Origin of the sequence: Bradyrhizobium sp. ISRA436, from assembly GCF_029910015.1 — a bacterium.
Taxonomy (GTDB): Bacteria; Pseudomonadota; Alphaproteobacteria; order Rhizobiales; family Xanthobacteraceae; genus Bradyrhizobium.
Map to the genome: position 1 here is coordinate 4,923,242 of NZ_CP094519.1, position 20,174 is coordinate 4,943,415.

Annotated in this window: 19 protein-coding genes and 1 pseudogene; 6 read left to right on the top strand and 14 right to left on the bottom strand. The window is 64.5% G+C overall.

Annotation, left to right across the window (positions count from 1 at the left end; all coding sequences use genetic code 11):
- Nucleotides 1–72: 72 nt before the first annotated feature.
- From MTX23_RS23180 to MTX23_RS23195, 4 genes are all read right to left on the bottom strand, one after another.
- Nucleotides 73–1,101 carry an aldehyde reductase gene (locus MTX23_RS23180; protein WP_280978155.1) on the bottom strand — a complete coding sequence of 343 codons (1,029 nt, stop codon included), beginning with the start codon at nt 1,099–1,101 and terminating at the stop codon, nt 73–75.
- Nucleotides 1,102–1,326: 225 nt separating this feature from the next.
- The gene (locus MTX23_RS23185; protein WP_280972503.1) at nt 1,327–2,133 is read right to left on the bottom strand and encodes a phytanoyl-CoA dioxygenase; all 807 of its coding nucleotides are present in this window, start codon (nt 2,131–2,133) and stop codon (nt 1,327–1,329) included.
- 255 nt (nt 2,134–2,388) lie between these two features.
- Nucleotides 2,389–2,754: an RNA polymerase-binding protein DksA gene (gene dksA, locus MTX23_RS23190; protein ID WP_197082755.1), complete on the bottom strand. Its 366-nt coding sequence runs from the start codon at nt 2,752–2,754 to the stop codon at nt 2,389–2,391.
- Between the two features lie 210 nt (nt 2,755–2,964).
- The gene (locus tag MTX23_RS23195) at nt 2,965–3,576 is read right to left on the bottom strand and encodes an NAD(P)-dependent oxidoreductase (RefSeq protein WP_280972504.1); all 612 of its coding nucleotides are present in this window, start codon (nt 3,574–3,576) and stop codon (nt 2,965–2,967) included.
- Nucleotides 3,577–3,681: 105 nt separating this feature from the next.
- Here MTX23_RS23195 and MTX23_RS23200 point away from each other — a divergent pair, with 105 nt between their 5' ends.
- Nucleotides 3,682–4,068 carry a helix-turn-helix domain-containing protein gene (locus MTX23_RS23200; RefSeq protein WP_280972505.1) on the top strand — a complete coding sequence of 129 codons (387 nt, stop codon included), beginning with the start codon at nt 3,682–3,684 and terminating at the stop codon, nt 4,066–4,068.
- A gap of 25 nt (nt 4,069–4,093) precedes the next feature.
- Here MTX23_RS23200 and MTX23_RS23205 read toward each other — a convergent pair whose 3' ends face one another.
- Nucleotides 4,094–4,507 carry a flagellar assembly protein FliX gene (locus tag MTX23_RS23205; RefSeq protein WP_280972506.1) on the bottom strand — a complete coding sequence of 138 codons (414 nt, stop codon included), beginning with the start codon at nt 4,505–4,507 and terminating at the stop codon, nt 4,094–4,096.
- A 336-nt stretch (nt 4,508–4,843) separates the two neighbouring features.
- Between MTX23_RS23205 and MTX23_RS23210 the strand changes: the two genes are divergently transcribed.
- The 3 genes from MTX23_RS23210 to MTX23_RS23220 are packed head-to-tail and all read left to right on the top strand — an operon-like array spanning nt 4,844 to nt 6,768.
- Nucleotides 4,844–5,896, top strand: coding sequence for a flagellar basal body P-ring protein FlgI (locus MTX23_RS23210; protein WP_280978156.1), 1,053 nt, complete (start codon nt 4,844–4,846; stop codon nt 5,894–5,896).
- Between the two features lie 50 nt (nt 5,897–5,946).
- Entirely contained in the window at nt 5,947–6,252 is a 306-nt protein-coding gene (flgJ, locus tag MTX23_RS23215; RefSeq protein ID WP_280978157.1) for a flagellar assembly peptidoglycan hydrolase FlgJ, read from the top strand.
- Nucleotides 6,253–6,273: 21 nt separating this feature from the next.
- A complete protein-coding gene (locus MTX23_RS23220; protein ID WP_280972507.1) occupies nt 6,274–6,768 on the top strand; it encodes a hypothetical protein in 495 nt (164 codons plus the stop codon).
- Nucleotides 6,769–6,941: 173 nt separating this feature from the next.
- On the opposite strand, the pseudogene MTX23_RS23225 reads toward MTX23_RS23220, so the two are convergent.
- Nucleotides 6,942–8,291, bottom strand: a pseudogene (locus MTX23_RS23225) (IS701 family transposase).
- An 88-nt stretch (nt 8,292–8,379) separates the two neighbouring features.
- Between MTX23_RS23225 and MTX23_RS23230 the strand changes: the two are divergent.
- Nucleotides 8,380–8,766, top strand: a complete 387-nt coding sequence (locus tag MTX23_RS23230) for a flagellar protein FlaG (RefSeq protein ID WP_280972508.1) — start codon at nt 8,380–8,382, stop codon at nt 8,764–8,766.
- A gap of 18 nt (nt 8,767–8,784) precedes the next feature.
- Here the strand turns inward: MTX23_RS23230 and MTX23_RS23235 are convergent, their stop codons facing one another.
- The 3 genes from MTX23_RS23235 to MTX23_RS23245 all read right to left on the bottom strand — a co-directional run bounded on the left by MTX23_RS23235 (nt 8,785) and on the right by MTX23_RS23245 (nt 11,353).
- A complete protein-coding gene (locus MTX23_RS23235; protein WP_280972509.1) occupies nt 8,785–9,150 on the bottom strand; it encodes a hypothetical protein in 366 nt (121 codons plus the stop codon).
- Nucleotides 9,151–9,177: 27 nt separating this feature from the next.
- Nucleotides 9,178–9,543: a flagellar biosynthesis regulator FlaF gene (gene flaF, locus MTX23_RS23240; RefSeq protein WP_280972510.1), complete on the bottom strand. Its 366-nt coding sequence runs from the start codon at nt 9,541–9,543 to the stop codon at nt 9,178–9,180.
- 211 nt (nt 9,544–9,754) lie between these two features.
- The gene (locus MTX23_RS23245) at nt 9,755–11,353 is read right to left on the bottom strand and encodes a flagellin (RefSeq protein WP_280972511.1); all 1,599 of its coding nucleotides are present in this window, start codon (nt 11,351–11,353) and stop codon (nt 9,755–9,757) included.
- A 370-nt stretch (nt 11,354–11,723) separates the two neighbouring features.
- Here MTX23_RS23245 and flbT point away from each other — a divergent pair, with 370 nt between their 5' ends.
- Nucleotides 11,724–12,155, top strand: coding sequence for a flagellar biosynthesis repressor FlbT (gene flbT, locus MTX23_RS23250; protein WP_280972512.1), 432 nt, complete (start codon nt 11,724–11,726; stop codon nt 12,153–12,155).
- 75 nt (nt 12,156–12,230) lie between these two features.
- Here flbT and MTX23_RS23255 read toward each other — a convergent pair whose 3' ends face one another.
- The 5 genes from MTX23_RS23255 to MTX23_RS23275 form a co-directional block, all read right to left on the bottom strand.
- Nucleotides 12,231–14,111, bottom strand: coding sequence for a flagellar protein (locus tag MTX23_RS23255; RefSeq protein ID WP_280972513.1), 1,881 nt, complete (start codon nt 14,109–14,111; stop codon nt 12,231–12,233).
- Nucleotides 14,112–14,118: 7 nt separating this feature from the next.
- Nucleotides 14,119–15,996 (bottom strand): flagellar hook-associated protein FlgK, encoded by a 1,878-nt coding sequence (flgK, locus tag MTX23_RS23260; RefSeq protein WP_280972514.1) that lies wholly within the window; start codon nt 15,994–15,996, stop codon nt 14,119–14,121.
- Nucleotides 15,997–16,040: 44 nt separating this feature from the next.
- Nucleotides 16,041–17,849 carry a flagellar hook-basal body complex protein gene (locus MTX23_RS23265; RefSeq protein WP_280972515.1) on the bottom strand — a complete coding sequence of 603 codons (1,809 nt, stop codon included), beginning with the start codon at nt 17,847–17,849 and terminating at the stop codon, nt 16,041–16,043.
- Between the two features lie 185 nt (nt 17,850–18,034).
- Nucleotides 18,035–18,535 carry a peptide-methionine (R)-S-oxide reductase MsrB gene (gene msrB, locus MTX23_RS23270; protein ID WP_280972516.1) on the bottom strand — a complete coding sequence of 167 codons (501 nt, stop codon included), beginning with the start codon at nt 18,533–18,535 and terminating at the stop codon, nt 18,035–18,037.
- Between the two features lie 62 nt (nt 18,536–18,597).
- Entirely contained in the window at nt 18,598–20,088 is a 1,491-nt protein-coding gene (locus tag MTX23_RS23275; protein WP_280972518.1) for an FAD-binding oxidoreductase, read from the bottom strand.
- Between the last annotated feature and the right edge of the window lie 86 nt (nt 20,089–20,174).

Genomic DNA, 20,174 nt, shown 5'->3' on the forward strand with positions numbered 1-20,174 from the left:
ATTGTTCTGTCTGCTCGGGGCAATTCAGCACTCGGGGAAGAGTATGGCAAGCGCATCGGCCGGCGCGCACAGTCACGTCCTGACCAGGCCGAGCCTGATCAGGCTTTCGGCGGTCGCGACGATCATCTCCTCGTTGCCGCGCGGGCGCCAGCCGAGCACGTTTTGCGCCTTCGCACTGGTCGCTTGACTGACCTTGCCGAGCAGCGGCAGCGCCGCGCGGGCCAGCGGATTGCGCCGTGCCGCAAGCCGCATCAGCCAGTCCGGCGCCTGGAACCGCGGCACCCGCCGCGCCCGGCTGCCGAGTTTTTGGCGCAGCACGCGGGCAATCTGCAGCACCGACATGGTCTCGCCGGCGACCGCAAGGAAGCGCTCGCCCCTGGCCTTGGGCGAGTTCATGGCGCGCAGATGCAGGTCGGCGACGTCGCGCACGTCGACCAGGCCGAAATAGATACGCGGCACCGCCGGCATCGCGCCGTCGAGCAGCGCCTTGACGATGCCGATCGAGCCGGAGAAGTCGGGACCGAGCACCGGTCCGAACACGGCGGTCGGATTGACGACGGCAAGCTCGAGGCCGCCGCCTTCGCGGGCGATGAAATCCCAGGCCGCGCGCTCGGCCAGCGTCTTGGATTTCGGATAGGCCTGCACCTCGTCGCCATCGAGATTAGTCCAGACCGTCTCGTCGAACGGCGTCGATCGTGGCGGATGCCCGTAGCCGATCGCGGCAAACGACGACGTCACGACGACGCGCTTGACACCGGCGTCGCGCGCCGCGCGCAGCACGCGCAGGGTCCCTTCACGCGCCGGGATGATCAGTTCGTTCTCGTCGTCCGGCACATGGGTCAGCAGCGGCGAGGCCACATGCACCACGTAATCGCAACCGGCCGCAGCCTCCTGCCAGCCGTCGTCGCGCAGCAGATCGGCGGTGACGAAGCCGACCTTGTCAGGCGCGGACGCGCCGCCGGCGCGCAGCATCGCGAGCACATCCTTGTCGCGATCCGGATTGCGCACCGTGGTCCGCACCTCGTGCCCGGCGGCAAGAAGCTGCATGATCACATACGCGCCGATGAACCCCGATCCGCCCGTGACCAAAACCGTGCTCATAGTGTCGCCCTTCTCCAAGGGTTCGGCGGCGGCGCAGTATCGCGCCGTCGGCGATGTTGGCATCGACATCTCCACATCGTCATGACGGGGCGTGTCTCCACGAGTCATATCGAGGAGAGAGCCCCCACCCGGATCGCATCTAAAGATGCGATCCGGCCTCCCCCGCAAGCGGGAGAGGCGGACCTTGTTTGCGGGCGGACCGCTTCAATCAATCGCGATCGTGCCTCAGCCCATCCCCAGCGCCCGCCGGATCGCGATCTCGACCGGCGAATAGGCGCCGTCGCCGCGCTCGAGCCGGTAATGCTCGCCCGCGCCCAGCGACGGCTGCCCCATGAAGCGCGGCCTTCTGCCCCGATGCTTCTGCGCGGCATGCACGAGGAAGGGATGACACAGATAGACCGTGCCCGCTGCGCCCGTCGCCAGCGCGATCTCGCAATCGGCGCCGATCTTGTCGAGCCTCATGCGCGCGCGTCCGGCTGCGCCGGCCGGCGCCAGATAACGGGCCATCGGGAGATGCGAGCCGACCCTGATCCGCGTCGGCGCGTCGTCTTCGCCGACATCGGAAAACAGGAACGGCATCAACAGCGCCCGGCCGCGCGAGACGACGTTGACCCGCCAGGCGGAGAAGTCGTGCCGCTCGTTCGGATCGCAGTCGTCGCCGGGAAAGCTGACGTCGACGTGCCAGCCGGCGCCGCCGGGATCGTCCGGATGCGGGAAGCGCACCGGAAAAGTTCCGATGTTGTCGCGCGGACTCCAGCGGCCCGGACCGGCGATCTGGTCGAAGGCCCGATGCAGCAGCGGCGTGTTGATCGCCTGCCGGAACGGCTCGCCGCCATATCCGGGCTGCCGGATCACCGGCTGCGTCCAGGTCGAGGGATCGTTCTCACTGCACGGCAGGTCGCGCCACATGATGGCCTGATCTTGTTCGGCAAGTTCCCGCGGGAAGGCATTGTCGATCCTGACAAAACCCCGTTCGATGAATTGCGCGATTTGCGCGTCGTTCAGCGCACGCGCGTCGTCTCGATCGTTCATGATTGTCTCTCAAGCTGTCGCCTGCCATCGATGGTCCGCGATACGCGGAGCCTGGCCGGCTCATTCGCTTCACTGGAATCCCGCCAGGCGAAGCCCGCGGGACCGACCAGCGCTTCCGAGAGGAAGCGTGCTTCTCGATGGAAGCGGGATCAGCCCAGGAAAAACGCCGAAGCGATGTTGAGAGTGCGTGTCATCATGACGGCGCGAACCTACAACCGGTGCGCGCCGGAAGCAATGCGTGGCGGTTCGCCGCCACTACTCGTCGCGATAGACCTTCTCGCGCTTCTCGTGGCGTTCCTGCGCCTCCACCGACAGCGTTGCGATCGGGCGGGCTTCGAGCCGCTTGAGCGAGATCGGCTCGCCGGTCTCTTCGCAATAGCCGTAGGTGTTGTCTTCGATGCGCTGGAGCGCAGCGTCGATCTTGGAGATCAGCTTGCGCTGACGGTCGCGGGCGCGGAGCTCGATCGCACGGTCGGTTTCCGAGGACGCGCGGTCGGCCAGGTCGGGATGATTGACGTTCTCTTCCTGGAGCGTTTGCAGCGTGATCTTCGATTCGCGGAGGATCTCGTCCTTCCAGGCCAGCAGCTTGGCGCGGAAATATTCGCGCTGCCGCTCATTCATGAAAGGCTCTTTTTCAGTCGGCCGGTAGTTCTTCAGCTTTTCCAAAGGCAGCCATGTCCCTGTGAGGCGAAGGGAACACCTCCCCTCCGCGCGGCGCCTTATATAGCCACGACAGGTGACAGACAATATCTGCCACCGCCAAAGCGGAGCCGCCCCCAAGGCCTTGCACAGGCAAACTTATCCGGCACGGCCGGGGGTCACCCTGCCCCCTCAGTAGCCGACAGTGAAGCGGCTCCGGACGTGTGCCAGGCGCTCGATTTCGTCGGCGAGTGCAACTGCGAAATCCTCGAACGAGATCCAGCTTTTCCCGTCGGCGGCGGTCAGAAGCTGGTCGGTCCCGAGACGGAACTTGCCGGTCCGCTCGCCGTCCACGAACAGCGCCGAGGGCGACAGGAAGGTCCAGTTGAGTTCCTTCTCCTGCCGCAAGAGATCGAGGAACTCAGCGCCCTTTTGCGCCTCGGCCTTGTACTGGGCCGGGAAGTTCGGGGTCGTCACCAGCCGGACGCCCGGCGCCACTTCGAGGCTGCCCGCCCCGCCAACCACCAGATAGCGGCCGACCCTGGACTGCTTGGCCGCCCCGATCAGCTTGGCCGGGTCGCTCGCCAGGAAATGCACCGCGCTGATCGCGGCGTCGTGGCCGGCCCAGAGCGAGGCCAGCCCGGCTTGGTCATGGACGTCGCCCTTCCTGGCGGTGACGTTGGGTAGCTCGGCGATCTTCTCGGGATTGCGGGCGATGGCGGTGATGCTGTGGCCGCGGCGGGCCAGTTCCGCGGTGATGCGCGAACCGGCCCGGCCGGATGCGCCGGCAATGGCGATCTTCATCAGAGGTCTCCGATCATATGGTTTCCAATGGTGACTAGATAGCCAAATGCATGTAGCTGTGAAGAACGCACTTATGTGTCACCTGATTACGCCGGAGTAACCGCGATGAAAGCCGCCAGCCTGAAACCGGACGCCTATTCCGCCAATTGCCCGACGCGCCAGATCCTCGACCGGATCGGCGACAAATGGGCGGTGCTGATCCTGCTGCTGCTGCGCGACGAGCCGATGCGGTTCAACCAGCTCCGCCGCGCGATCGAAGGCATTTCGCAGAAGATGCTGTCGCAGGTGCTGAAGAGCCTGGAGCGCGACGGGCTGCTGCGGCGCCGCGCGATCGCAACCGTTCCGGTCACGGTGGAGTATTCGATCACGCCACTCGGGCTGACGCTGGCCGGTGCGGTCGATCCGTTGCGCGACTGGGCCGAGCAGAATCTGAAGGAGGTGCTGGCGGCGCAGCGCCGCTACGACGCGCAGCGCAAGACGCTGGCGGCGTGAGACGCGTTGGCGGATGGCGGAGGGACTAGTAGTGACCGGCCTTGGCGAGTTCGACTTCGACGCGCAGCTCGATCTCGCCCAGCACGGCGTCGAGGCCGGAATCGCCCGAGGATTCCTTCAGGCTGGCCGCCGCATTGCGCAGCCGGCTGACCGTGGAGGAATCGAAGCTGCCGGAGAGCAGCCCGAGCTTGAGGTCGTCGAGCACGTCAAGCGCGCCCCTGCCGCGGGCGACCGAGCGCTTGCGGCGTTCGGTCGGGTCTTCCACGCCTTGCAGCGCCAGCAGCGCGTCGAGGCTGGTCGCGGCCTTCGGCGCGACGATAGAGCGGACCTCGTCCGGAACCGACGTCGTGTCCGGCAGTGCGAAGCCGCTCGACGAGATCCGGCGCGTAGAGCTGGAGGACGTGCCAAGCGTCGTGCCGTTCGGTCCGTAGATGCGCATCGTGATGATCCCGCAGGCCTGAATGGCGCGAGCATCACAGCCTTATGGTTAACGTCGCGTAAACGACCCGGCAATTTCTGCCGCCGCGCGGCAGTTTCGCGCGGGCTGCCAAACCTGGGAAGAACAGCGCGCCGATAATTTCGATAAACATATCAATAGATTGCATCGATGAAACGACATGGCACGGAGCTGGCATGGTTAATGGCGGATCGCCGTCATGGGAGTGTCGCGTGATCCGCCAGTAAGCTTGTGGGGAGCACCGGGATGCCTGGCATCCGCAACGTAAGATTATTTGGATTGGCCTGCGCCGCGTTGCTGGCGCTGGCGGGCTCGGTCATGCCCGCCGCCGCGACATCGCGGATCAAGGACCTCGCCAATATCGAAGGCGTGCGCCAGAATCAGCTGATCGGCTATGGCCTCGTGGTCGGCCTCAACGGCACCGGCGACACCCTCAACAACATCCCCTTCACCAAGCAGTCGCTGCAGGCGATGCTCGAACGCATGGGCGTCAATATCCGCGGCGCCACCATCCGCACCGGCAACGTCGCGGCTGTGATGGTGACCGGCAATCTGCCGCCGTTCGGCACCCAGGGCACGCGCATGGACGTCACCGTCTCCGCGCTCGGCGACGCCAAGGATCTGCGGGGTGGCACCCTGCTCGTCACCCCCCTGCTCGGCGCCGACGGCAATGTCTACGCGGTCGCGCAGGGCACGCTCGCGATCTCCGGCTTCCAGGCCGAAGGCGAGGCCGCCAAGATCGTGCGCGGCGTGCCGACCGTCGGCCGCATCGCCAACGGCGCCATTATCGAGCGCGAGATCGAGTTCGCACTCAACCGGCTGCCCAATGTGCGTCTCGCGCTGCGCAACGCCGACTTCACCACCGCCAAGCGGATCGCCGCCGCGGTCAACGATTATCTCGGCGTCAAGACTGCCGAGCCGCTCGATCCCTCCACCGTGCAGCTCTCGATCCCGCCGGAGTTCAAGGGCAACGTCGTCGCCTTCCTGACCGAGATCGAGCAGTTGCAGGTCGAACCGGACCTTGCAGCCAAGATCGTGATCGACGAACGCTCCGGCATCATCGTGATGGGCCGCGATGTCCGCGTCGCCACCGTCGCGGTCGCGCAAGGCAATCTCACCGTCACGATCTCGGAAAGTCCGCAGGTCAGCCAGCCCAATCCGCTGTCGCGCGGACGAACCGTGGTGACGCCGCGCACCAATGTCCAGGTCACCGAGGACGGCAAGAAGTTCGCCGTCGTGAAGAACGGCGTGTCGCTGCAGCAGCTCGTCGACGGCCTCAACGGCCTCGGCATCGGGCCGCGCGACCTGATCAGCATCCTGCAGGCGATCAAGGCCGCCGGCGCGATCGAAGCCGACATCGAGGTGATGTGATGGGCAGTCTCATCAACAGCGCCACCGGCGGCAGGCCGACGCAGACGACGATGCCGCTGCGCAAGGGGCGCCCCGATCCGGTGCTGCAGGAGGCGCTCACCAAAGTATCGCCGCAGGCACAGGCCAAGGCGAAAGCCACCGCGACCGATTTCGAGTCGATGTTCCTGAGCTCGATGTTCTCGCAGATGACGAGCGGCCTGAAGGGTGACGGCCCGTTCGGCGATACGGTCGGCACCGGCGTGTGGCGATCGATGCTGACCGATCAATATGCCAAGAACTTCGCCAAGTCCGGCGGTGTCGGCATCTCGAGCGAAGTGTATCGCTCGCTGATCCTGCAGCAAGCCAACCACAGCTAATTCGCCTCAAGGAGAAGCGCGATGAACCAGCGTCCACAGCAACGGCCCGCGACCACCCCCGCCGCACGGCCCGCGACGACGCCCCCCGATGTCGCACGGCTCGCCAACGAGCTGACCGACGTGATGGGCGCGCTGCTTGGCGTCGTCGAGCAGGAGACCGAGCTCGTCCGCGCCGGCAAGGTGCGCGAGGGCATGCGGCTCGAGGCGCAGAAATCGGAATTGTCGCGGCGTTACATGATGGCGGTCGAGCATCTGAAATCCATGCAGAAGATGCTGTCGCAGACCGAGCCCGAGCTGCTGGCGACGTTGCGGCGGCATCATGAGACGTTCCGCGCCATGCTTCAGGTGAACCTGACCGTGCTTGCGACTGCACATGCGGTGTCCGAAGGGATCGTGCGCGGCGTCAACGCCGAGGTGCAGCGGCGCAACGTCCCCAACACCTACACCGCGGCCGGACGGCGCGCGGTGCCCGGCCCACGCAACATGACGCCGATCGCCGTCAGCCGTTCGCTGTGACGCGCGGCATCGCTACAAGTTTCTTCAATTCGATTGACGCGGCTCAGCGCCCCGTTCAGCGTGTTCTCTAACAGCCTATTGAGAGGTTCCCCGTAGAGTTGCAGATCGCGAGGGGTTGGGATTTGACTCAAGCAAACTAGCACTACTTTGGCAGATTTATTCGCCGGGGCTTTTTACGGATCCGTCTTCTGCAGTGTGGGCATCGCAGAGATGGCGGCCGAAGAACGAGATCGACGATGGCTTGGCGTACCGCCGGCAAGCTAGGCTGAGGTGGAGGTCCGTTGATTCTTTTTTTTCCGCCCCGCTTGTGCGAGGCGACGATGCTGCAGGAAGGCGTAAGCGACCATGGTCATGAGCGCGTGACGATGCAGACCTTGCCAGGATCGCCCCTCGAAGTGATCAAGCCCGAGTTCTTCTTTCAACTGCTGATGCGCCTGTTCGCAAATCCATCGTGCCTTGATGGTGGCGGCTAATGTGCGCAGGTCTGTCGCGGCGGGCAGATTGGCGAGATAGTATTTCTTCTCCCCTGAGGCACGTTGCTCGCCAATGAGCCAGGCTTCCTCGCCCGGAAGATGCTGCTGACCCTTATCCCATATCCGCTGCGGAGGCCCGTCGGCGATGCGGATACGGACAGCAGCAAATCGGGCTTTCAGCCGACCTTTCGTCCCGCTCCGCCAACTCAGGGTTTTCCACTTGGCGCCGTGCAGCATTTGTTCTGCCGCGATCGATAGGACATCTGGTACGTAGTGCTTTCGTGGTCGGCCCCGAACCTTGGTATTCGGCCAAACGAGCTTCACCTCAACCGGATACACCTTGAGGTGCCGCGGGATGCCGACGGCCCAAAGTAGCCCGCGTGCCGTTAGCCCTTGTCGAAATGGTGCGCTGAGCCCGTATCCCGCATCCGCCAGTACACACCCAAAGCGCACGTTGGCTACTATCGCGCGATCAATCTCGGCCAAAGCAATTTCCGGCTTGGACCGTGGCGCTTGGTGTTCGACAGGCACGCGAGCGCGCTTTAAACGAGTCACGTTGCTTGTCCAACTGTCAGGCAGAAAGAGACGCAACGCGACCATCACCGGCACCTCGCCGCGCGCAAGCGTCAAAGACACCAGCGTTTGGCAATTTGCCGTCTTGCCGAGAGCCGACGCATATTGAGCTGCAACACCAACCGAGCGTTCGCCCTTCTTCGGCAGTGAGGTGTCATCAATAACCAGCACCGCATCCTTGCCGCCGACAAGTCGGTCCGCCTGGTTGAGCAGCTCAGATTCCAGTGGTGATGCGTCCCAAACACCATCGGCGATGAAATGGTGCAGCTGATCGTAGTTGCCTGTGGCAAGGCGTTCAGCCATCGGCTGAACGCTCTTGCGATCACCAGGGCCGATCAATCCCGCAACGTACAGCGGACACATCCGCTGCCGAGTCTTGTGACCCAATCGGTCCAAGAACGGCTTCAGCCAACGCTCGAGTTCGTCTTCCCATTCCGCCATGGTCAGCCCTCCAAGAGCCGACCACCCATGAATCATTGAAAAATCGATTCGGGAATCCTATAAAGCGCGGCTAAACCGACAATCTGCCAAAGTAGTGCTAGTGCCTGCGCACTAAGAGGCTGCCATGAGTACGGATTTCAACATCAAGCCGGTGGGAGCTCCGGTTGCGGCGCCGATCACATCTCCGGCAAGCGAGACGGCGCAGAAAGCCGTTGCAACCGAATTGCCGCCGAGCCAGAGCGTCACCGCTCCGGAACCGACCGTACGCGTCACGATCGACGCGAATGCCGCCAATGCGCAGGCCTCCACTCAGACAGCCACGTTCACGAACCAGGTCACCATCGACCGCGATGCCGCCGCCGTGGTCTATCAGGTGGTTGACAATCGCACCAACCTGGTGGTCAGGCAGTTTCCGGAAGAAGCGGTGCTGCGCCGCCGCGCCTATTTCCACACCCTCGATCTCGGCAAGGACGCGCCGACCCGCGCGCGTTCGACCGATCGTCAGGTCTAGGCGGAGAGAACCGGACCGTCAGGTCGCCTGCGTAGCGTAGGCCTGGTCGAGATAGGTCGATCCGGTCGCCGGATCAGTGACGACGTTCTTGATCAACGCCGTGCCCGACTGGACCAGCATGAACTTGGTATCGCCGATCCGGAACCCGCCGTCCTTGATCAGCACGTCCTGATACTTACTGGTGCTGTCGCTCTGATAATGAACCTTGGCACGAAAGCCCGAGACGTTCGAAATCGTGATGTTGAACGACTTGTTGTTGGCGTACTTGCCGCTCCAGCTGCCTTGATAGAGCTTCGGGTCGACCGCGACATAGGGCGTGTTCGACGGAACGGTCAGCCCGACCGCCTTGTAGTTGGCCGACAGGATGCTCATCAAGTCGGCCATGCCGAAACTCCGTCGAAGTCCGGCCGATCAGCCGCGGCCTGACAGGCCGGCGGCGAGATGGCAGTTGATGTCGATCAGCGACTTCAGCTTCGCCGGATCGGGATTCATCTGCATGTCGACCGTCTGCTTCATCACGAACACGCCGATATTGGCGATGTTCTGCCGGATCTCGAGCGGCTGCGGATTGTCATTGCCTTCCGCCGCGCTCATGAAGATCGACCACAGACGGCGGTTGAACAGCAGCGCCTGCTCCATCTCCTTGCCGGGTCCGGTCCAGTTGGTTTGAACTTCCTGCAGCTGCCGAGCGGCCTTCAAGAGCGCCTGCGCTTCGATTTCACGTGGAGACGCAGTCGTTACGGACGTGCGCGCGTAGGCCTGGGCTGCATTCGACATTCAATGACCTCGATGGATGCGGATTTCTTGGACCGCAGAGACTGCAAGAGATTGCTCATTTTCTATGCCAGAAACGCCTTTAAATATGGTTAGCAAGCGTTACCAAATGCGCCTTTCTCGCGGCACTGACGGATATTGAAATACCTGCAAACAAAGAGAAACGGCGGAGTTTCCTCCGCCGCCTTCATATCGATGCCTGTCGCGGCCGCGCTTAGCGGAGCAGCTGCAGAACGCTCTGCTGGCTCTGGTTGGCCAGCGCCAGCGCGGACACCGCGATCGACTGGCGGGTCGACAACGCCTGGCTGTTCGCCGCTTCCTCATTGGTGTCGGCCAGCGTCAGGTTGGACGAGCCGGTCTGCAGCACGTTGATCAGGTTCTTCGAGAAGTCCTGACGGACCTGCACGATCGACAGGTTCGAGCCGAGGGTCGACGCCTGGGTGCGCAGCTGGCCGCTCGCGGTGTTGAGCGTCTTCAGCGTGGCGTTGGCCGACGCGTTGTCCAGGAAGTCGGTTCCGGCTGTCAGCTTGGTGAGGTTGAGACCTGTGGCATTGAAGGTCACGCCCTGGATCTTCAGCGTCGAGGAGCCGGTCTCGTTGAAGGTCAGCTTGAGCTGATCGCCGTTGAGCAGGTTGATGCCGTTGTACGACGCGTCCTGGGCCGTCGTGGTGATCTGGTCCAGGATGTTGTTGTACTGGTCGACCAGGTTGGCGCGGTTCGCCAGCGCGGTCGGATCCTGCACCGGAGCGCTGCCCGCCAGGCCGTTGAACAGCTTGCCGGCGCCGGCTGCCGTGCCGCCGATCGTGCCGATGGTCGCCGACGCGGCATCGTTGGTGGTGCTGATGGTGAGCGCACCGGCCGAGCTGAGCGAGGCCTGCAGGTTGTTGGCCGCAAGCGCGGTGTTCAGGTCGTTGAGGGACTTCACCTGGCCCGCGCCGGTGCCGAAGGTGATGTTGGTGGCGGTGCCGTTGCCGGTCGCGCCGATCGTCAGGGTCAGGCCACCCAGCGGGGTGGTCGCGGTGCGCGCGGTGGTGCCGGCGGTGAGCCCGAAGGCGGTCAGCGAGGTGCCGGTGCCGGAGATCACGAGATCCTGGGCGGTGCCGGTGCTGATCTGGAGCTTGCCGCCCGACACGGAGGAGGCGGTGGTCGCCCCCGTGATGCCGTCGATCGCGGTGAGCAGGTCGCCGACCGTCAGCGTGCTGCCCGCGCCGGTGCCGAGGGTGACGTTGCCGGACGCGTCGGTGGTCGAGGTGGTCTGCGCCGTCGAGAATGTGATCGTCTTGCCGTTGACGGTGAGGACGCCGGTCGGCGTCGCCGCCAAGGTGTCGGAGTTGGCCGCGCTGACGAGCTTGGTGGCCGACGTGATCGCCGCGGGCGTCGTCAGGTTGTTGTTGACGACGGAGCCGGTAAGCTGGGCGTTGCTGTAGGTCGGCGTGCCGAGCAGGTTGTCAGCCGTCGCGCCGGTGATCGCGGCGGTCGACACCGAAGACTTCTGGGAGTAGCCGACGGCGGCCTGCAGCGCCTGGTTGGCGACCGACTTGGCGCTGTCGACCAGCTTCTGCAGCGAGGTGATGCCGGTGTTGGCGGCCTGCAGCACCTGCACGCCGTTGCTGATGCCGTCGAGCAGGTTGTTGATGTCGCTGGCGCGGTTGTCGAGCGACTGCGCCGTGAAGAAGTTGGTCGGATTGTCGAGCGCGGTATTGACCTTCTTGCCGGTGGCAAGGCGGTTCTGCGTGGTGGCGAGCAGATCGGCGGTCGACTGGAGGGAGAGAAGGTTCTGACGAACCGAAGCGGAGAGAACAAGATCGGACATTTTCATACCTTTCTGGTGTGAAACCGAGGGAACAAACCGCGCCGATCTTTTCTGATCGGGCGGATGGCCGATCGTGCGAAACAAGCCGCGAAAGAAAACCAAATCTCCCCGCCGGCATTTAAGCCAAATGAAAGAGAGTAAAATGATCGCGGCCGAATGAAGTTCGTCCGGAAAGCTACTGAGACGACAAAGAATTTCCGCAGCACGTCGACCCGGCCCTGGCCGGCGTATACCAATCGTTAACCATCATGGGAAAGGATCGCCGTCGCATCGGCCAGAAGCTGCGACGCCGACTTGCTAAGCAGTGCCGAACTCAATTTCGATCTGCAGCAACGACGTCCCGCGCGACTGCCGACAGAGGAGAACGGGCATGGCCCTGAAGGTCGAACTCAAGCCGAGCGAGCGCATCATCGTCGGCAATTGCGTGATCACCAACACCGACCAGCGCGCGCGTCTCCTGATCGACGGTGACCGCATCCCGATCCTGCGCGAGAAGGACATCCTGACGCCCGAGACCGCGGATACGCCGGCCAAGCTGATCTACCTCGCAGTGCAATTGATGTATCTGTCGCCGGATCCGATGGCGCACCACCCGACCTATTTCAGCCTGGTGCGCGACATCATCACCGCAACGCCGAGCGCATGGCCGTTCATCGAAGGCATCAACAATTTCATCCTCAACGGCGACCTCTATCACGCGCTGAAGGAATCCAAGAAGCTGATCGCGCACGAAGAGAAGCTGCTCGAAAGCGCGCGAAACCTGCAGGCATCCGCCCAGGACGACACCCGCAAGAGCGCCTGAGCCCTCCCCTCGACCCCACAGCAAAAAGGCCTCCGCGCGGAGGCCTTTTTCATGTTTGCAATCGAAGCCGCGCGATCAGCCGATCGGCAGATATTTCAGCAGCGTCGTCTGGTACAGCATCGACGTGGTCTGGTACGACGCCTGCAGGCTGGTCTGCAGCGCCAGGATCTTGGTCGCGACCTCGTCCTGGTTCACGCCCTCGATCGAGTCGAGCATCGTCTGCGCCATTCCCTTGAGCTGGGTCTGGCGATCCGTTGCCGCCTTGGTCGCCGACTGCGCTCCGGCGAACTCGGCCTGAACGTCCTGGATCTGCTGCTGCCCGTTCTGCGGAGCGAGGTTCGCCGTCACGCGCTGCGCCAGCGCCGTCACCTGCGCGCCTGCATTCGGATTGCTGGCGTTGGTCGTGACCGCCGCATAGACCGCGACGTTCTGCAGCAAATAGCGGAACGCCTGCTCGTTGGCGCGCGCGCCGTACTGCACCGTGATCGATTGGTCGACCTGCGCGACCGCCGTGCCGCGCGCCGAATCCGTTCCGCTCTCGCCGGTGTACCAGTACACGGTATTTGCAGGCGTTCCCGCCACCAAGCTTGTCGCGGTGTTGAAGGGCGGACCGCCGACCCGCAGCGGCGCTGGAGTCGCGGTCGTGTTGTTGGCGATGCCGAGTGCACCGAGCGCCGCCGGATTGGAGCTTGCAATCGACAGGTTCGCGCCGTCGGCGCCGTGCAGCGTGATCGCACCGTTGATGATGGTCGACGGGTTCTTGGTGCCGGTGATCTGGTCGATCTTCGCCATCAGCGTCTGAACGCTGTCGGTGATGTTGACCTGATTGCCGGTCGCGCCCGAGGCCACGAAGGTGATCGGCGTGCCGTTCACCATGATGGTGTCGCCGGCCGCGAAGCTCGTGGCGAGGGAGTCCGTGCCCGCCGCGCCCGACAGGGCCGTCGCCCCGGTGATCGGCGCAGCCGGCGTGGCCTGGTTGTTGACCGCGCTGCCGGACACCGTCGCCACCGGATTGAAGAAATTGTTCGACGCCGCGATGGCCGACGCCGCCACAAGCGACGTGTCGCTCAGCGTCTTGATGGACGACGTCAGCGTCGACTGCAGGTTGGCGGTCGTCGCTGCGGTGTCGGCGCCGATCAGGAACGAGCCTGCCGGCGGCGGGTTCGTCTTGGTCGCGGTGAGTTCAATCGCTTCCGTCGTACCGTCGGGCAGCGTGAAGTTGAACTTGATTGTGTCGCCTTCATTCGGATTGACCGCGCCGAGATCGACCGAGGCCGTGCGCGGCGTGCCGGTCGGTTGCGTCACGATGGCGCCGGTCAGCGACGACTGCACCGACAGCAGCTTCAGGCCGAAGGCCGAGCCGTCCTCGGCAACGCTGGTGACGGTCGTGGTCGCCGGCGGCGACGACACCGTCAGGCGGCCCATATTATTGGTGCCCTGATCAGCCTGCTTGCGCTCGTTGATAAGCTGTGTGAGACCGGCCTGCGTGGCGGTGCCGTTCAGCATGGTGTCGGCAGGCACCGTGGCCGGCGTATCCATGGCGCGGCCTGAAAACAGATAGCGGTCACCCGACCGGCTGTTCAGCATCGCGACCGCATTGGAAAAGGCGGCCCGCGCCGTGATCTGGCCCGAGGTCTGGCCCTTGTCGTTGAGGGTCAGCGTCGCCGTGGTCGACGCGCTCTTCACCTGGGTCCCGATGTCGCTCAATCCCTGCAAGGCGAGATCGGCGACGCTCAGGCGCGTGTTCAGGTTGGACGCGGTGTCGGAGAACGCGCTGATGCTGCTGATCTGCGCCCGCAGGCTCAGCGCGAAGCCGCGGTCCGGCCCCTGCCCTGCATAGGTCGTCGAGACCCTGCCGGTCGCGAGCTGCGTCGTCAGATCGTTGAGCTGGCTGCGCAGATTGAGGATGGTGGACCCGATATAGGAGGTCCTGCCGCTAACGCCGTCGATCGACATTGGATCCTCACATGGCCTGCATCAGCGTGTCGTACATCTGCTTGATGGACGACATCACGCGCGCGTTGGCGGAATAGGCATTTTGCAGCGCCAGCAGATGCGCCATCTCATCGTCGATGTTGACGCCCGATGTCGCATTCATCTTGCTCTGCAGCGTATTGAGAACGACGTCCTGCCCGTCCGCGAGCTGCTTGGCCGCCGTCGCCGCCTCGCCCTGCTGGCTGATGAATTGCCTCGCGAAGCTCAGCAGTGTGCCGGTGAGCGGGGCGCTATTGGTGCCGAGACCGGTCTGCGGCGAATAGCTGTAGGACGCCGTCGACAATTGCGACAGCAGCAAGTTGGCGCGCGTGGTGTCGCCGGCCGCGGTCGGCGGATTGGTCGAGAACACGACAGTACGCGAGGGATCCCCGACGAGAGAGCTGTTGACGCTGATGCGGGCGGCAAGGCCGGTCATCTGCGAGCCGCTCCCGGTGATCGCGCCGGTATAGGGCGCGCCATTGTCGGTGAACAGCGGAAGCTGCGGATCGCCCGATGTGAGCGAGGTCACCGTCGTGGTGACGGACGCCGCCGTCACATCGGAACGGTTGGCAGCGCCATCGTCGAGCACGCGCAGGGTCGATCCGGACGGATTGGAAAACTGCAGCCCCTCGGTCGCGCCGAGCGCCCCGTTGAGCTGCGACAGCACCGAGCTCATGCCGCCGGAGAAATCGATCCCGAGCACCTCGTCGTTTGGATCGACAGTCGCGGTGTTGCTCAGCGGCAGCACGCTCGGATCGTCGACACGGACGATCGAGAGGTTGTGCGTGGCGCCGGTGGTGTTGTCCTTGTAGGAGACGTGGATGACGTTGCCGCTCTGCAGCCCCGAGAGATCGAGGTCGTAACCGGACTGCGCCCCCGCCGACGCCGCGGTGCCCGCGGTCGTCTTGTCCGACAATGCGCTCGCCATCGACGCCGCGAACTGGTCGATCTGCGCCTGCGCCTTCACCAGGGTGTTGTCGCGCAACTCGAGATAGGCGGCGATCTTGCCGGAGCGGATCGAGTTGGTCGACACAAGGTCGTAGCTGCCGCCATGCGGGAACGTGATGCTGATGGTACCGACCGTGCTCTTGGTCGGATCGGAATTGTACAGCGCGTTGGGCGTCATCGTGCCCTGCGCGTTGAAGCTGAGCTGCGCCGCCTCGGTACCGACCAGCTGCACGCCGGAATTGGTGAACACGGTCACCTGGTTCTGGCTGTTGGTGACGGTGCGGATGTCCATCAACTGCGACAGTTGCGTGACGTACTGGTCGCGCTGATCGAGCAGTGCCGCAGTCGATGCGTCGGTCTGGCCGCCGGCCTGCAGCTGGACGTTGATACGGGCGATCTGCGTCAGGGCGTTGTTGGCCGTATTGACCGAGTCATTGATGCCGGCTTCGGCGTTGGCGCGCAGGTTCTGAATCCCTTGCGAGGTCGCGTTGAGCTGCTGCGCCATGGCCTGCGCTGCATTGACGACGCCGATCCGCGCCGACTGCGAATCCGGGCTGGTCGACAGGCCCTGGATCGCGGTCAGAAGCTTGTTGAAGGTATCCTCGATCGTGCCGGTGGAGTCGGGGTTGCCGTATACGCTCTGCAGGTTGGCGAGATAGGTCGAGCGGACGTCGGCATAGGACGCCCCTGACGTCTCGGTGCGAAGCTGGGTCTGCAGAAACTCGTCGAGCTGGCGGTTGACGCCGCTGATCAGAACGCTCGATCCGTAGTCGCCGGTGGTGCCGGAGACCTGGTTCAGCGTCTTCTTGGTGTAACCGGGCGTCTCCGAATTGGCGACGTTCGACGACACCAGCGACAGCGAGGCCTGCGTGGCGCGCAGGCCCGACATCGCGGTGGAAAGGGCTTGGCTCAAACCCATGATCTGCTACTCGCCTTTACTCATGCCGCGCATCATCGCCGCGATCAGCGCATCACGTTGAGCAGATCCTGCACCATCGAGTTGGTGGTGGTGATGACCTTGGTGTTCGCCGAATAGGCCTGCTGCGTGACGATCAGCTTGGTGAACTCGTCGGCGATGTCGGTGTTCGAGCTTTCGAGCGAGGACCCGACGATGGTGCCGGCCTTGCCGAACAGCGCGGCGCCCGACTCGTCGGTCGCCTCGAACGCGCCGCCGTCGATACGCTTCAGGAAGTTGGTGCCGTTGAAGGTCGCAACCGAGATCTCGGCGAGATCGATGTTGCGGCCGTTGGTGTAGTTGCCGACGATGCGGCCGTTGGTGGAGACGCTGACCGATTGCAGCTGGCCGGCGGGGAAGCCGTCCTGCTGGATCTGGTTGACCTGGACGTTGCCGTTGGCGTCGGCGAACTGGGTGACGCCGCCGCTGCCGAAGTTGATCACCGGGCTGCCTAGCGACACGCCGTTGACGACGGCATTGTTGAGCGTCACCGACGCGATCGGCGGCGACATCTGACCGTTCGATCCGAAGGTGAAGTTGATGTTGACGTTCTGCCAGGCGACCTGGGTGCCCGTCGCATTGGGATTGACCTGGTAGAACAGGTTCCAGGTATCGGTATGCCCGGCGCCAAGCGAAGAACTGTCGGTCTTGGCCCAGCGGAACTGCAAATTCACCGGCGCGCCCGACACGTCGTAGGCCGTCACCGCGCCGCCCGAGACGCTTTGGTCGAGGAAGGTCGAGTTGTCGTTGCCGATGACCTGGCCGGTGCCGACTGTGCCGCCGCCGCCACGGGTTGCGGTCGCCTTGCCGCCGGCAAAGCCGAGCGCGGCGAAGGCGGTGGAGTTCGAGCTCGTGATCGAGAGATCGGCCGAGGTACCCGAATGCAAGGTGATCGAGCCGCCCGAGATCGACGATGCGGTGCCCGTGCCGGTGATCGAATCGATCTTTTGCAACAGGGTCGAGATGTTGTCGGTGACGTTGAGCTGATTGCCGGTAGCGCCTGACGCGACGAAGGTGATGACCGTGCCGTCAACCGTGATGGTGTCACCGGCAACGAAGTTGGCGTTGATCGAGTCAGTGCCGGCGGTGCCCGACAGCGCGGTATTGCCGGTGTTCGGCACCGACGGCGTCGCCTTGTTGTTCTGGACCGTGCCCGTGGTCGAGGCATCGGTATAGGGCGCCGCGGGCGTGCCCAGCACCAGCGGGTTGTATCCGGAGCTGAACGAGCCCGGCCGGATCAGTTCGGAGCCCGGAACCGAAGTGTCGTGCTTGGTCGTCAGCGGGTAGGACGCGAGGTTGGCGCGGTAGTCGATCTTGGTGGTCTGCTGCGCCGGCAGGAAATCGTTCTTGAACCGTAGCACCTGCGGCGACGAGCCCGAAGGATTGCCGGTGGTCGGATCGATCGGCACGCCCTCCAGATAATAGCCGGCGCCGTTGACCAGATAGCCGTCCTTGTTGAGCTGGAAGTCGCCGCGGCGGGTGTAGCGGTCGACGCCGTCGAACACCGGCGAGCCGTCAGTGAAGCTGCCGGGCTTCTGCACTGCAAAGAAGCCGTTGCCGTTGATCGCCATGAAGGTCGCGACCGACGCCGACTGCACGTCGCCCTGCACCGTGTTGGTGGAGCGGGACTGCGCGGTGACGCTGCCCGCGAGCTGCGCGGTCAGCGCGGTCTGCGGGACGAGATCGAGAAAGGAGGTGTCGATGCGTTTGAACGCCGTGGTCTGCGAGTTGGCGATGTTGCCGGAGATGTTTTCGAGCGCATACGACCCTGCGCGCAGGCCGCCGACCGCGGTGGTGAGAGCGCCGAAGATACCCATGACATATTCTCCAAATTCAAATTCCGGCGACTCGTCATTGAAGGATCAGCCGCATCGGCGGAGCATGTCGCAAGCCTCGTGCCAGGAAACAAAATGTAACAAAATCATGCGCTTGAAAAAAAAGCCCCGATCGTTGGACCGGGGCACAATTGCCGGGCCGGCAATAATTGCCGGGGAAGGACGCCTCAGGTGGCCGAGGGCGTGGCCGGGTGAAACACCAGCGCAAGGCCATCCATGCAGTAGCGCAATCCGGTCGGCTTCGGGCCATCGTCGAAGACGTGGCCGAGATGGCCGCCGCAGCGGCGGCAATGCACTTCGGTGCGCACCATACCAAACGTGCGGTCGGAGGTGGTGCCCACCGCATTCTCCAGCGGCTGATAGAAGCTCGGCCACCCGGTGCCGCTCTCAAACTTGGTGTCGGACGAAAACAGCGGCAGGTCGCAGCCGGCGCAGGCGAAGATACCCTTGCGATGCTCGTTGAGCAGCGGGCTCGATCCCGGCCGCTCGGTGCCCTGATTGCGCAGGATCTCATATTGCTGCGGCGTGAGTTGCGCACGCCACTCGGCGTCGGTCTTCTCGACCTCGAACTTCTCGGCGGCCTTCGCCGGCGAGGCACGCAGCCAGCGGAGAGAGGCGATGCTAAACAGGCTGGCGACGGAAGCGAGCAGGATACGGCGATCGATCATCAATCTTCTCCGATGCGGACGGCCCACTATTCGCCATCAAATACGAAGGCAGCCGCACAACGTTACACCGGCCCGCCGGGGATCGTCTCACTTTCTCGCGAGGCGTGCGGATACGGCTCGTCGTCCGGCACCGGCGCAGGCGCCCGTGGTGGTGCAGGACGCACGGCATCCGGCGGCGGCCGACGGATTGGCCCCCTGGTTCCCGCTTTGAGATTGGCTTCGGCCAGCCGCGCCTCGCGGGCCCGCTCCCTTGCCCGTGCGCCCTCGCGGTAGCGCGCCAGGACGCCCGCAGCCGACGAGGCCCCCCTCGTCCACAGGCTGACAAAATGGCCGGCGACGCGGCCGGTGGCGCCGCCCGCCCAGACCAGCTCGAACGGCGAAAACAGCCGCCAGCGGTCGTCGCCCCAGAGGATGCTGCGCGCAATCAACTGTCCGGCGGCCGCCGAGGTGTTGAGGCCCTGCCGGCCGAAGCCGCTCGCCACCCACAGGCCTCTGCGCAACTGGCCGATCTGCGGCATGCCATGCACGGTGACACCGACTGCGCCGCCGAACACCTCCGCAATCGGCACCTTGCCGAGTTGCGGAAACATCGTGGCGATCCGCCGTTGCACTGCGGCACCGAAGCGCTGCGGCCGCGCGTCCCAGGTGGTTTCCGGACTGGCCCATAACAGGCGGTCACCGCCGACGATACGGAAATGGTCGATGCCGTCGCTGTCGGTCACCGAGCCCGAAAAGGCGATCGTCTCCGCCAGCCGCTCGCCGAGCGGCTCGGTCAGCGCGGCGTAGCGCCACACGGGGAGCAGTGTGTCCGACAATCGCTTGAGCGGCGCACCAAGATGGACATTGCCCGCGAGCACGATGTGCCCGGCGCGCAGCCGCGCCGACGGCGTCACGATGCGCTTGCGGATGCCTGAGAAGTCGATGCTGACGACCGGCGTGTCCTCGAAGATCCGCGCACCCGCCCCTGTCGCCAGATCCGCGAGGCCGTGAACGTATTTCCGGCCGTCGATCTGGAACGCCTTCGGATAATGGATGCCGTGGAAGTAGCGGCCGGTCCGGAGCACGCTGCGCACGCGATCGACCTGCCAGCCTTCGACCTCGGTCGCGAAATCCTCAGCGAGCATCTGCAGGCGGCCGATCAGCGCCTCGCCGACATCGACGTTGGAGACTTCCAGCGCGCCTTCGCTGTAGCCGATGCCCGGAATCAATTCTTCGGTGGCGGTGGCGCGGACATACTCGGCGCCCTCTTTCGACAGCGCCCAGAGCTCGCGCGCGTCCTCGAGGCCGACACGCTCGATCAGGTCCGCGACCGGCAGGCCGAAACCCGGCATCACCGTGCCGAGATGGTGGCCGGAGGCGTTCCAGCCGACCTGGCGGCCCTCGAGCACCGCGACGCTTGCGCCGAGCCGTGCGGCCTCGCGCGCCGCGGTCAGGCCGGCAAGCCCTGCCCCGACAACACAGATGTCGACATCGAGGTCGAACGCCAAGCGCTCACGGAACGGCGAGGCCGCCTGATTGGGGCCGTCCGCCGCACTTGTGGAAGTCTCGCTCATGGCGTTTTCTTACGAACCGCTGCGGCGCTTGTCACCTTGTCCAGGGCATGAGCCTGTAGAATTAATTCCGACCGAACGAATCGAGA